The following is a 13,006-nucleotide window of genomic DNA, read 5'->3' on the forward strand; positions in this document are numbered from 1 at the left end:
AAAAGCAGGGAGATATTATGTATCCATACTTTGTGAAGTAGAGGAAACACAAGTAAAACCAAAGCTAGAAGAAACAGGATTAGGGATTGATTTAGGGATTAAAGACTTTGCTATTTGTAGTACTGGGGAAGTTCACGAAAACATTAACAAAACTGGAAAAGTAAGAAAGCTAGAAAAAAAATTAAAACGTGAGCAGCGCTCTTTATCGCAAAAGTATAAAAATCTAAAAAAGAGAGGTGAAACATCTGCTACGAACAAAAGAGCGAATATAGACAAAAATATTCTTAGAGTACAAAAACTACATGCTCGTTTAGTAAATATTAGATTAGAGTATGTAAAGTCTGTTGTGAATAAGTTAGTGAAAACCAAACCAACGTATATCACAATAGAGGACTTGAATGTAAAAGGGATGATGAAGAATAAGCATCTATCTAAAGCGGTCGCACAGCAATGTTTTTATACGTTTCAAACATGGTTATTAGCAAAGTGTAAAGAATATGGCATTGAATTACGCCAAGTAGGCAGATTCTATCCTTCTTCTAAATTATGCTCATGTTGTGGCCATAAGAAAGTGAAATTAAAACTGTCTGACAGAGTATATACATGCGAGTGTGGAAATGAAATAGATAGAGACTTAAACGCATCCATCAACCTTTTACAAGCAAAAGAATATACCATACTAACTTAACTAGTGGGTATATATGTACGGTGGGCTACATCGGAATGAACGCCTGTGGAGAGCCATATAAACCAAAGTAGCAAGGAAAGTAGCGAAATGGGGTTCGTAGAAGCAGGAAAACTCTAAGAGTATACATTTGTATATGTTTTTAGTAGCAGAACTAGTACGTCTCGTGAATACAGTATAAATAAATATTATATGAAAAGGAGTTGCTGTTATGTATACGAATAATAGGCTCCCACACATTCAGTTCTTAATTGGTGCTCTTGCCATTATTACTTTTATATTGGCAACTTTTAATATCTGTCCATTTTCAATATCTGTCTTTTCTATTTCTCTTCTTAATTTTACTTTTGCATTAAGTGCTTTTTATGAGCAGCAATATCCAAACTTTGTTCTTTCGCTTGGAATGGGAATTGCGTTTAGTATTGCAGGACTTATTATTATGGCAACATAAAAGGGAGAGAATATCCCCCTTTTTTACCAAAACATGCTTATACCAGTAAGTAATGTTGTGACAAGCATTGTAATTAACATGACATAAACCATAATTTTTTGTGTTTTTTTATTCATCATGATCCTCCTTGCGAATCTCCTCAATCTTATTGTATATACAAACGAAATTTGGTACAAGGGTCTATTATGAGACATTTTCTACATAAATCCATTTTCATTTTTCAACATCTTTGTCTAGTTCTGCCTCCTAAACCCTCATGTCTAAGAACCTTCCACATGAGAAGGTAAAAAATACCTTCTGTATGAAAGAGCCTTAGCCAATGGGCCTAAACAGTTAGTTCCGCTTTTCTTTATAAGTCGTTGCTATGTAGCAATAAAACATAACTTGCACTTGCTTTTTTATTTTATTTTAATCCTTATACGTGGCAGAAAAAGGCCTTGACCGCTTCTATGCATAGCCAGATACTCTCGCCCACCTAAAAAAGATAATATACGTGGTTTAACATGTAAAGTTTGAATTGCATAATTACCGGAGATGAAGAAAGCGTCAACTAATTAAAGTTTCATTATTTCGCCTTCGAAACTTTTGCAGAATTCTGTTATAATAGTCATTGTTACATACATAACGCAGGAGGCGTATTCTCATGATTAATCAAGAACGTTTAGTGAATGAATTTATGGAACTTGTGCAAGTAGACTCTGAAACAAAATACGAAGCTGAGATTTGCAAAGTGTTAAAAGAAAAATTCTCTTCTTTAGGCGTTGAAGTATTTGAAGATGATACAATGGGTGAGACTGGTCACGGTGCTGGTAACTTAGTTTGTACATTACCAGCAACAAAAGAAGGAGTAGATACAATCTACTTTACTTCTCATATGGATACAGTTGTTCCTGGTAAAGGAATTAAGCCTTCTATTCAAGATGGTTATATCGTATCTGACGGTACAACAATTTTAGGTGCTGATGATAAAGCTGGACTTGCATCTATGTTTGAAGCAATTCGCGTGTTAAAAGAGAAAAACATTGCGCACGGAAAAATAGAATTCATCATTACAGTTGGTGAAGAATCTGGTCTTGTTGGTGCAAAAGCATTAGATCGTGAACGCATTACAGCAAAATATGGTTATGCACTAGATAGCGATGGAAAAGTTGGAGAAATCGTTGTTGCAGCACCAACACAAGCGAAAGTAAATGCAATCATTCGCGGTAAAACAGCTCATGCTGGTGTAGCACCAGAAAAAGGTGTATCTGCAATTACAATTGCAGCAAAATCCATTGCAAAAATGCCACTTGGCCGTATTGATTCTGAAACAACTGCGAATATCGGTCGTTTTGAAGGTGGTACACAAACAAATATCGTTTGTGACTATGTAGAAATCTTTGCTGAAGCACGTTCTTTAGTAGACGAAAAAATGCAAGAGCAAGTTCGTAAAATGAAAGAAGCATTTGAATCAACAGCTAAAGAAATGGGCGGAGAAGCAGAAGTAGAAGTAAAAGTAATGTACCCAGGATTTAAATTTGCTGATGGCGATCACGTTGTAGAAGTTGCGAAACGTGCTGCTGAAAAAATCGGTCGTACACCATCTCTTCACCAAAGCGGTGGCGGTAGCGATGCAAACGTAATTGCGGGTCATGGTATTCCAACAGTAAACTTAGCAGTTGGTTATGAAGAAATTCATACAACAAACGAAAAAATTCCTGTTGAAGAACTAGTGAAAACAGCAGAGATGGTTGTTGCGATTATTGAGGAAGTAGCGAAGTAATCAAAAAATCGGCTAAGTTGAAACGCATGGGTGAAATTACCCATGCGTTTTTTAATAAATCCATTTTCATTTTTCGACATTTTTGTCTAGCTCTGCTTTTCTTTATAAGTCGCTGCTATGTAGCATACAACATGAGCTGTACTTGCTTTCTCCTTTTGTTTTAAACCTTGCATGTGGCAGAAAAAGGCTCTGACCGCTTCTATGCATGGCCAGATGCTCTCGTCCGCCTAAAAAGAAAGAGGTTTTTATGTCGATTTTTTAATTTGTATTTATATAGCTTAACAATGCAATAATTCTTTTAGGGTTTTAACGTTTTGGTGATAGATTTGTGGAGAAGGCCAACTTTTGTAGCTGTTAGGTAATGGAATCGTTTCGATCTCGGTGTGTTTTTGTGCAATTGCAGTTAAGTTATGTATATAATCGATTACTTCTAAGAAATTAATCTTTGTACCTACCGAGCCATGACCTGGTATGGCTATATCAATATCCATCCTTTCAACCTCTTTTAAAATATGAATCCAATTTTGCGGATTTGATTCTTCAAAAAATGTAGGATGGCAATCAACAAATAACAAGTCACCCATGAATATTACTTTATCTTCTGGAATATAAAGCATAGCATCGCAAGGGGAATGCCCGCCGCCTAATGTGAAAAGCTTTGCACTGCGTTTCGTTCCACGGAAAATGACCTCATCTGTAAATGTTTGTTGAGGTAGTACTAACTCTAGTGTAGGTAATGAGATTTCTAGTTCACTTAAAAAATTGATTTGATGTTCTAAGTGCGTATCATAAGTTTGCGTTAATTGATCCTGTAAAGATTGAATATAATTTCTTAGACCATGAATATCATTTTTTTGTTTATTGATTCGTGATGGATGAGCAGTTTTCATTTCGTCATATGTCATTTGGCTTGAAATAATGGTGCTATCCCTAAACGTTTGGTTCCCTCGAATGTGGTCTCCGTGCCAATGACTGTTTATTACCCATGTAACGGGCTTATTTGTTATCGTTTCCGCTGCATATTTTAAATCTTCAGAAGCTTGTTGTGTATTAAATGTATCAAAAACAATAGTTGTATCCCCTAAATCAATAAAACCAGCATTTGCTGCAGCACCGCCACCTTCTTTTGCAATTGCTGCATAGATCTCGTTACGAATTTTTTCGAGCCTAAAATGTTTGCTATCAAATTCTTCACTCATTTTCTTCTCTCCTTAAAAGTGTTCGTTATTTTGATTCTATTGCCTTTACAAGGCGGATAAACCAGTACAGAAAAATCCATGGAAGAATGTACAGAGTTGAAAATGAAAGTAGAGACGAAAGAAGCCAGTAAGCATCGACGCCTATGAGTGGAAGTAGGAAATAGATGAGCAACAGAAAGAAAACAGATAGTAAAATGAGATAAAGGGGTTTTAGATGTGTAGTCATTTCTTTTCTCTAACCTCCTTGAAATTTCCATATAGACATACTTCTATATATTAATGATTTCCTCCTCTCAAATATTGATTTTTTTACAAGTTTTTTGATAAAATAAGAACAAACGTTCCTTTGGTGGTGAGAAAGATGCGTGAAATGTATCCGAAAAATGGCCGTGTCATTTTGCATGTAGATATGAATTGTTTTTATGCATCTGTTGAAATTGCCCGTAATGCATCGTTGCAAGGAAAACCATTAGCGATAGCTGGTAATGCGAAAGAACGAAAAGGCATTATTGTAACGTGTAGTTATGAGGCAAGAGCGAAGGGAGTTCGTGCAACGATGCCTGTTTGGGAAGCAAGGCGGCTATGCCCGGAACTCATTGTAAAACATCCAAACTTTGATTTATATCGAGAGGCTTCTTTTGCTTTGTTTCAAATTCTGGCACGGTTTACAGAAAAAATTCAACCAGTCTCAATTGATGAAGGATATTTAGATATTACAGATTGCTACGGGCTCGGTTCGCCGATAGAAATTGCTCAAATGATTCAACAAACATTACTTACAGAATTACAGCTTCCGTGTAGCATTGGGATTGCTCCGAACTTATTTCTAGCCAAAACAGCCTCTGATATGAAAAAGCCTCTAGGTATTACAGTACTTCGTAAACGTGATATACAAGAGTTGCTTTGGCCGCTTCCAGTTGAAAAGATGCATGGAATTGGAAAGAAAACAGCAGAAAAATTAAAAGATGTACATATACATACGATTGGAGATTTAGCTACTGGAAAAGTTCCTATTATTCGTTCTGTCATTGGAAATCATGGATTGGATTTACAAAAACGTGCAAACGGTATCGATAATAGAGATGTTGACCCAAGTCAAATGGGGCAATATAAAACAATCGGAAATTCTATAACGCTGCCAAAAGATGTAGACGAAGAGAAGGAGTTGTTAAGTACGTTAGAGCGCTTGTCTCAATCTGTCAGTCGAAGATTACAAAAACGTACTCTCGTTACATATAATATTCAAATTACGATTAAATACTATAATCGCCGAACGATTACGCGCAGTAAAATGTTAGAAAATGCAATTTGGGAATGGCCGGATATTTTTCAGGCGACAATACGGCTATGGAAAAAACATTGGGATGGTGACCCTGTTCGATTACTTGGAATTACTGCTTGTGAACTAGAATGGAAAACAGAAGCGATTAAGCAGCTTGATTTATTTTCATTTGAAGAAGATGCGAAGGCAGAACCGCTTTTGACAGTGATGGAGCAATTAAATAATAAATATGGAGCAAAGGTTATCCAGCACGGTAGTCAATTGTTTCGGCAACAAGAGAGAACATTTCAACAAAAATTAGAGAATAAATTCACATGAAAAAATTTGTATGTAAGTTTATTTACTATATATACAAGTAAAAAAATGACATAAAAACCCTTTCTTTTCAGGGCCTTTTCCTGCCACATGCGAGGTTTAAGACAAAGAGAGGGAGCAAGTGCAGCTCATGTTGTATGCTGCAGAGCTAGCCAAAGATGTCGGAAATTTAAAATGTATGTATATACTAAAAATCTCGCAGGAGGTATCTTCTGCAAGATTTTTAGTATATTTGTTCTTCTTAAGAACCGTAATTAATCTTTTACTCGTATTATTTTTGTTTATTGGGAGTTATTTCATCAGCAATTTCCATATTTGCCAAATTTAAATTCGTTGGCATAACTGTTCTTGCTCTATTTTGCAGACCTCGAAAGAACCACTGGAACGGTCTCATCATATTGAGGTTTCGGCTTGCTGCTAAACCAAAAACTGTTCCTATACCTAATAAAGAAACCCAAATCCAATTTCTATTATTCCGTCTAGTTCTAAACAATTGAAACACTCGCTGTGTTCCTCTTCCAAAAGTGAATAATGATATAAACCAATTTAGAATATTCATGTTCGACTCCTTGTAGAAAAATTTAGGAATAGATAATTAGCCTCATTCCGCATGATTTATATTGCGATATTTATGGGGATTTATGATGGCAACTTATGTTAATATATTTTCTTCTTCTTTCTTAAATATTTTTTATTGAAATATGCAAAATATATTTATCCCGCATTAATCGACAGTAAAATTTTCATCCTGTAAGAACCTTCACAAATTATAAAGGAATTGCTAATGAAAGGATAACGTTAAAAGCGGCATTATAATTCAAAAACGGTGCCTGTTTAGGTATTTCACTCTATGTTTAAACAAATCGTTTTGTTTATTTATCCCGCATTAACGGGCAGTAATACTCCCACCTCAAAATTCGGCGAAAGCATTGTCCAGCTCCAGTGGCTAGAATGTTCGGTGGCTTCGTTTCTTCCTGCGAGGTAAAAAACACCTCTACGTCAGAAGCTCCATCCCCCTCACATTCTGAACGAGCCACTTCCGCTTTTCTTAAGAAGTTAGGTGGGAGATAAACTGCCCGTAAAAGCCCGATTGGTTCAACTAACCGTCAGTGGGGGATGAAGAAAACCCCCACTGACGGAAGTTTCACTTTATCTCAACATAAAAAGGTATCGGAAGCCGATACCTTTTTATATTTTACATAGAAGAACTTTCGTAAATCACAATGTCTGTATTGGTTGGAGTAGAAATGCGTTGCGCATAATATGTGATGGAAGAAGGGATATATTCTGGTACGGTTTGAACTGTATGCAATGCTATATATTCATGAATTAACTCTTTTAACGTAGACCATTGTAATTCTGCTGGTGTTTCAGAAATAAATAAACTTACCCAACGATCAAAAGAAGAAGAAAAGTCAGTTTGTAAACGAAATACTTCTTTCATTGTTTTAGCCACCTTCTATAAATGATACTATTATTTTACTACAGAACACGAATGAATGTGTTTTTTGTTGTTAACGTTCGTTTTATATAGTTGTCTATATGGGTGGTTTATACAAAGTTGATTTGCCATTTTTGTTTATATTCCGTAAGATAACTATAGAGATTATGAAATGCTTGGAGGATGCAATGTGGAATTTGTATTTTTAGGAACAGGAGCTGGCGTTCCTGCAAAAGGAAGAAACGTATCAGCAATAGCTTTGCAATTGTTGGAAGAGATAGGTGAAACGTGGCTATTTGACTGCGGTGAGGCAACGCAACATCAAATTTTACATACATCAGTGCGTCCGCGTCGCATTGAGAAAATATTTATTACCCATTTACATGGGGATCATATTTTTGGACTGCCAGGTTTGTTAGGAAGCCGTTCGTTTCAAGGGGGGACAACTCCGTTAACTGTATATGGTCCAAAAGGGATTAAACAGTTTGTTGAAGTCGCCTTGGCAGTAAGTACAACACATGTGAAATATCCACTAGAGATTATCGAAATTACCGAAGAAGGTATTGTATATGAAGATAAACAATTTCTTGTGGAAACGAAGCGATTATCACACGGTATTGAATGTTTTGGCTATCGCATTGTAGAAAAAGATATTCCAGGGCATCTTCTTGTTGATAAATTATTAGAGGAAGGAATTAAACCAGGGCCAATCTTTAAGCGTTTAAAAGATGGAGAAACAGTAGAGCTTGAGGATGGACGTGTACTTTGCGGGCAGGATTTTATCGGGCCATTACAAAAAGGGCGAATTATTACAATTTTAGGAGATACACGTTATTGTGAAGCGAGTATTCAATTAGCACAAGATGCTGATGTACTTGTACATGAAGCGACGTTCGGTGCGGAAGATTCACAACAAGCTCATGATTATTATCATTCTACAACAGAACAAGCGGCAAATATTGCGATTCAAGCAAATGTAAAACAAATGATTTTAACTCATATTAGCTCTCGTTATCAAGGGGAAGCATGTAACATACTTCTCGAAGAAGCGAAGCGAGTATTTCCAAATACGGAAATTGCAGCGGATTTGAAACGTTTTCTCGTATCAAGATAATGAAAAGACAATGACAGATGTATCGACTACATCTGTCATTGTTTTTTTATTCTCGCAAAACGTAGAAAATAAAATACGTCTGCATATGTGAAAAAAGGATGCCCTTAATTTGAAATATTAAAAAACTTCAATTCTGCAAAAAAAGAGATATAATGAAAGCGTATTCAATATAACTGTACAGTATAAGATTATATGCTGTTTGTATTTGTAAAAAAATGTAGTAAATCAAAAAGTGACAAGAGAGCTCTTATATATTATGATAGCTGATGGTGTGTGTCAGTTTATTGAATGAATTCTATAAGATTAGTACATATACAAAAGCAAAGAAAGCAGTAACTTAATAGATTATTAGTAAGTAACTTTTTCATAATGAAGATTTAGGGGGAATTATTATGAAATATCGTTCAGTTTTTGATATTATTGGTCCAGTTATGATCGGACCATCTAGTTCGCATACAGCAGGTGCAGCAAGAATGGGGCAAGTTGCTCGTCAGCTGTTTCGTCATGAACCTGAGAAAATTATCATTTCGTTATACGGTTCGTTTGCAAAAACATATCGAGGTCATGGCACGGATGTAGCACTTGTAGGAGGAATACTAGGATTTGAAACGGATGATCCTCGCATTCCGCAAGCGCTTGAAATTGCCAAAGAACATGGAATTGACGTTACGTTTATTGAAGAAGAAGCACAAGCAGTCCATCCAAATACAGCGAAAATTCGTTTGTATAAAGGTGAGGATGAAATTGAAGTCGTTGCTTGTTCAATCGGCGGCGGGAAAATTGAAGTTGTGGAGCTCAATGGATTTGATTTGCAATTAACAGGTACAAGTCCGGCGCTTCTAATTGTAAATAATGATCGTTTCGGAACAATTGCTTCTGTTACATCTATTCTTGCAAAGCACGAAATTAATATTAGTATGATGAGTGTTTCACGTAAGGAAAAAGGAAGAAGAGCGCTAATGGTTATTGAAACAGATGAGTTATTAGCAGATGAAATCATCAATGAAATTAAAGCGCAGCAAAATATTTGTCAAGTAACAATTATGGATTAATAGCAGGGAGGGACACAACATGTTTCGGAATGTAGCGGAACTAGTTGCACAAGCAAAAGAGAAAAATGTAAAAATCGCAGAGATTATGATTCAATGTGAAATGGACACAAGAAAACTTTCTCGTGAAGAAGTAATCGCTGGTATGGAAAAAAACTTAGTTGTAATGGAAAAAGCAGTTGAACGCGGAATTCAAGGTGTGAAATCTCCGACTGGACTTACTGGTGGAGATGCAGTGAAAGTACAAGCGTATATGACAAGTGGAAAAGGTTTGTCCGGGGATACAATTTTAGATGCAGTAAGTAAAGCTGTCGCAACGAATGAAGTAAATGCTGCAATGGGTATTATTTGTGCAACGCCAACAGCTGGTTCAGCGGGGACGGTACCAGGTGTGCTATTTGCATTAAAAGAAAAATTAAACCCAACGCGCGAAGAAATGATTGAATTTCTATTTACAGCTGGTGCATTTGGTATGGTTGTAGCGAACAATGCTTGCATTGCCGGGGCAGCTGGCGGGTGTCAAGCGGAAGTTGGTTCAGCAAGTGGGATGGCAGCTGCAGCTGCTGTTGAAATGGCTGGAGGTACACCAGAACAGGCAGCAACAGCAATGAGTATTGCACTTAAAAATATGCTTGGGTTAGTATGTGATCCTGTTGCAGGACTTGTAGAAGTACCGTGTGTAAAACGTAACGCAGCTGGTGCATCAAATGCGATGATTGCAGCTGATTTATCATTAGCTGGTGTAACGAGTATCATTCCGTGTGATGAAGTAATTGACGCGATGTATCGCATCGGACAAAAGATGCCAAGTGCGCTTCGTGAAACAGCAGAAGGCGGTCTTGCAGCAACGCCGACAGGACGTCGTTTGCAGGAAGAAATTTTTGGAAAGAAAAATGAGAAAGAGGGAAACCTTGCTCACTAAGCAAGGTTTTTTTATTTTTCACTTACAAACTTCTCTAACGTTTCGCCAAGCTCGTGAGAACGTTTTGTTGCCTCTGTAATACATTGAATAAGTGCTTCTTGAAATTGAAAGCTTTTCAATACTTCAATACCAGCTTCTGTCGTTCCTCCTGGCGATGTAATTTCTTTTCTTAATATAGAAGGGTGCTTTTCATTTGTTTTTAACATCTCTGCGGCGCCAATCATTGTTTGGAGAATAAGTGATTTTGCAACAGCTTCCTCTAAGCCGATTTGTTTTGCTGCGTTTTCCATTGCTTCCACAACGTAATAAATATAAGCTGGACCGCTTCCTGATAAAGCGGTGACAGCATGCATATGCTTTTCTTCTACAACAGACACAAGACCAATTGTTTCAAAAAGTGTTTTTGCGAGCATGATATGTTCTTCTTTTGCATGAACAGAAGGAGAAATGGCAGTAGCTGATTTTAAAATTGCTGATGATGTATTTGGCATTGCCCTAATAATAGGAACATTTTTTTTCAGTAAATTGACAATGGATGTCGTGGATACGCCGGCTAGTAATGAAATAATTAATTGATTCTTCGTAATGTAATCTCGTAATGGAGTAAGAGCTTCCACAACATCTTTTGGTTTCATTGCTAAAAATATAATATCAGCGTTAGCAATCAGCTCTTTTTTATTATGTGTACCATGTACACCGTAATGGTGATGCAACTCTTGTAGTCTTCTTTTATTAGAGTGATTACTAACAGTAATTTGTTCTCCTTTTACAACTTGGGCTTGTAATAATCCAGCAATCATCGCTTCGGCAATTGAGCCTGCACCGACAAAGGCGATTTTTTGTAATGACATGATGAGTCCCCCTTTTACTATGCATATAAGAATAACTTAGTGAATTTACATACATTCGCTTCTTCGTAGAAAATCCCTTCTTTTTATCTGAAAATAATGACAAATTTTCATGTTAGATGTAAACTGAAGGAAGATTCATTTTTTGAAACGGTGAAATAGGGGAGGCATAAAGGTATGACAGTTATTCATAGAATGGAAATTCCTGTTCCATTTGCGGTAGAAATAGTTAATGTTTTTTTAGTAGAGGGAGAAACACTTACATTAATTGATACAGGAACGAATACAGAAGAAGCGAGATTAGCATTAGAGAAGCAACTAAATGCACTAGGATATAAGGTAGAAGATATTGAAACAGTTGTACTGACACACCACCATGCAGATCATTGCGGATTATTGGATATATTCTCTAATCAAACAAATATTGTGGGCCATCCGTGGAATGAACCGTGGATTACACAAGATCCGCAATTTCTAAAGCGATATCAACAATTCTTTTTAGAATCATCTAGACAATTTGGAGTTCCAGAAACATTTTTAAAACAAAGTGCATCGCTAACGAAAACAATGATATACTCCTGTAAACGTTCTCTTACACATACTGTAAGAGAAGGGGATAGCATTGCGTCGTTGCCGGAATTTACAGTGATTGAAACACCAGGGCATGCTTCTACCCATATTTCCTTATATCGTGAAAAGGATGGATTGCTAATTGGCGGTGATGCCTTAATTGGACATATTTCTTCTAATCCGATTTTAGAACCGCCATATGAAGGAGAAACAGAGCGAGCAAAGCCGATGCTGCAGTATAATGAAACATTAAAACGCTTAGCTCGTATGAATATTTCACGTGTTTTACCTGGGCATGGGGAAGATATTATCGATGTAAAAAAATTGGTAAATGAGCGTCTACAAAAACAAGAGGCGCGTGCGTTTAAAGTGTTAAATTTATTAAAGGAACAACCGATGACAGCATTTGAAGTGTGTGTCAAACTATTTCCTGTGCTATATGAAAAGCAGTTACCGCTTACAATCTCTGAAACAGTTGGACAATTAGACTTTTTAGCATATAATCAACAGGTGATGATTGATAAGTCATCAGAGCAATGGATTTACTATGCAAAGTAGGTGACAGCCATGAATAGGCGTTTACAAGATAAAGTAATCGTCATAACAGGAGCTTCGAGTGGAATTGGGGAAGAGTTGGCGATGCAAGCAGCGGAGCGCGGTGCAATTCCTGTACTAATCGCTCGTACAGAAGAAAAATTACGAGCGCTCAAACAAAAAATTGAAACCACATATCGTACTTCTTGTCATTATTATGTTTTGGATGTAAGTAATGAAGAAGAAGTAGAACTTGTTTTTACACAAGTGCTTCAAGATATAGGGGGCATTGATATATTAGTCAATAATGCGGGTTTTGGTGTGTTTAAAACGTTTGTCGATGCATCTGTTCAAGAAGTAAAGGATATGTTTGATGTAAATGTATTCGGGTTAGTAGCGTGTACAAAAGCAGTTTTACCTTATATGATTGAACGAAATAGTGGACATATTGTGAATATCGCTTCACTAGCAGGGAAAATTGCAACGCCGAAATCAAGTGCATATGCAGCAACGAAACATGCGGTATTAGGGTTTACAAATAGCTTGCGTATGGAACTTGTAAATACAAACATTACTGTAACAGCAATTAATCCAGGTCCAATCGATACAAACTTCCATACGATAGCGGATCAATCAGGTACATACATAAAAAGTGTAGAACGTTACATATTAAAACCAAACTATGTAGCGCAGCAAATTGTAAAAGCAATCGAAATGAAAAAGCGTGAAGTAAATTTACCGAAGTGGATGAATTTAGGACCGATTATTTTTTCATTGTTTCCAGGGTTATTCGAGCGTGTTGCTGGAAAATCATTAAGTAAAAAATAGGAGATT

General features: G+C 36.6%; 14 protein-coding genes and 1 pseudogene. 9 read left to right on the forward strand and 6 right to left on the reverse strand.

Annotated elements, in window-relative coordinates:
* Position 1: 1 nt before the first annotated feature.
* Both MR076_RS06730 and MR076_RS06735 read left to right on the forward strand, forming a co-directional pair.
* Positions 2–688 (forward strand): annotated as a pseudogene (locus MR076_RS06730) (RNA-guided endonuclease InsQ/TnpB family protein); the annotation flags it as partial.
* Between the two features lie 208 nt (positions 689–896).
* Positions 897–1,136 (forward strand): DUF3894 domain-containing protein, encoded by a 240-nt coding sequence (locus tag MR076_RS06735; protein ID WP_242218937.1) that lies wholly within the window; start codon positions 897–899, stop codon positions 1,134–1,136.
* Between the two features lie 23 nt (positions 1,137–1,159).
* Here MR076_RS06735 and prli42 read toward each other — a convergent pair whose 3' ends face one another.
* The gene (prli42, locus tag MR076_RS26350) at positions 1,160–1,252 is read right to left on the reverse strand and encodes a stressosome-associated protein Prli42 (protein ID WP_230573203.1); all 93 of its coding nucleotides are present in this window, start codon (positions 1,250–1,252) and stop codon (positions 1,160–1,162) included.
* 527 nt (positions 1,253–1,779) lie between these two features.
* Here prli42 and MR076_RS06740 point away from each other — a divergent pair.
* On the forward strand, positions 1,780–2,898 hold the full coding sequence (locus MR076_RS06740) for a tripeptidase T (protein WP_090913962.1): 1,119 nt from the start codon (positions 1,780–1,782) through the stop codon (positions 2,896–2,898).
* A gap of 278 nt (positions 2,899–3,176) precedes the next feature.
* Here MR076_RS06740 and MR076_RS06745 read toward each other — a convergent pair whose 3' ends face one another.
* Together MR076_RS06745 and MR076_RS06750 are read right to left on the reverse strand one after the other, a co-directional pair.
* Positions 3,177–4,097, reverse strand: a complete 921-nt coding sequence (locus MR076_RS06745; RefSeq protein ID WP_242218939.1) for an MBL fold metallo-hydrolase — start codon at positions 4,095–4,097, stop codon at positions 3,177–3,179.
* Between the two features lie 25 nt (positions 4,098–4,122).
* Complete coding sequence (locus MR076_RS06750) at positions 4,123–4,323, reverse strand: hypothetical protein (RefSeq protein ID WP_242218941.1); 201 nt, start codon at positions 4,321–4,323, stop codon at positions 4,123–4,125.
* A 135-nt stretch (positions 4,324–4,458) separates the two neighbouring features.
* On the opposite strand from MR076_RS06750, the gene MR076_RS06755 reads away from it, so the two are divergent.
* A complete protein-coding gene (locus MR076_RS06755; protein WP_242218944.1) occupies positions 4,459–5,697 on the forward strand; it encodes a DNA polymerase IV in 1,239 nt (412 codons plus the stop codon).
* 268 nt (positions 5,698–5,965) lie between these two features.
* On the opposite strand, the gene MR076_RS06760 is transcribed toward MR076_RS06755, so the two are convergent.
* Both MR076_RS06760 and MR076_RS06765 read right to left on the reverse strand, forming a co-directional pair.
* On the reverse strand, positions 5,966–6,253 hold the full coding sequence (locus tag MR076_RS06760; RefSeq protein WP_242218946.1) for a hypothetical protein: 288 nt from the start codon (positions 6,251–6,253) through the stop codon (positions 5,966–5,968).
* Positions 6,254–6,889: 636 nt separating this feature from the next.
* Complete coding sequence (locus MR076_RS06765) at positions 6,890–7,138, reverse strand: DUF3932 family protein (protein ID WP_242218948.1); 249 nt, start codon at positions 7,136–7,138, stop codon at positions 6,890–6,892.
* Positions 7,139–7,325: 187 nt separating this feature from the next.
* Between MR076_RS06765 and rnz the strand changes: the two genes are divergently transcribed.
* The 3 genes from rnz to sdaAA all read left to right on the forward strand — a co-directional run bounded on the left by rnz (position 7,326) and on the right by sdaAA (position 10,220).
* Positions 7,326–8,249, forward strand: coding sequence for a ribonuclease Z (rnz, locus tag MR076_RS06770; protein WP_242218950.1), 924 nt, complete (start codon positions 7,326–7,328; stop codon positions 8,247–8,249).
* Between the two features lie 392 nt (positions 8,250–8,641).
* Entirely contained in the window at positions 8,642–9,301 is a 660-nt protein-coding gene (gene sdaAB, locus MR076_RS06775; protein ID WP_242218953.1) for an L-serine ammonia-lyase, iron-sulfur-dependent subunit beta, read from the forward strand.
* Between the two features lie 19 nt (positions 9,302–9,320).
* On the forward strand, positions 9,321–10,220 hold the full coding sequence (gene sdaAA, locus MR076_RS06780; protein WP_242218956.1) for an L-serine ammonia-lyase, iron-sulfur-dependent, subunit alpha: 900 nt from the start codon (positions 9,321–9,323) through the stop codon (positions 10,218–10,220).
* An 11-nt stretch (positions 10,221–10,231) separates the two neighbouring features.
* Here sdaAA and proI read toward each other — a convergent pair whose 3' ends face one another.
* Positions 10,232–11,071 (reverse strand): pyrroline-5-carboxylate reductase ProI, encoded by an 840-nt coding sequence (proI, locus tag MR076_RS06785; RefSeq protein ID WP_242218958.1) that lies wholly within the window; start codon positions 11,069–11,071, stop codon positions 10,232–10,234.
* Between the two features lie 174 nt (positions 11,072–11,245).
* Between proI and MR076_RS06790 the strand changes: the two genes are divergently transcribed.
* Both MR076_RS06790 and MR076_RS06795 read left to right on the forward strand, forming a co-directional pair.
* Positions 11,246–12,196, forward strand: coding sequence for an MBL fold metallo-hydrolase (locus MR076_RS06790; RefSeq protein ID WP_242218959.1), 951 nt, complete (start codon positions 11,246–11,248; stop codon positions 12,194–12,196).
* Positions 12,197–12,205: 9 nt separating this feature from the next.
* Positions 12,206–13,000, forward strand: coding sequence for an SDR family oxidoreductase (locus MR076_RS06795; RefSeq protein WP_242218961.1), 795 nt, complete (start codon positions 12,206–12,208; stop codon positions 12,998–13,000).
* The last annotated feature ends 6 nt before the right edge of the window (positions 13,001–13,006 follow it).

This window comes from Bacillus cereus group sp. BfR-BA-01380 (genome assembly GCF_022663535.1).
GTDB classification, from domain to species: domain Bacteria; phylum Bacillota; class Bacilli; order Bacillales; family Bacillaceae_G; genus Bacillus_A; species Bacillus_A cereus_BB.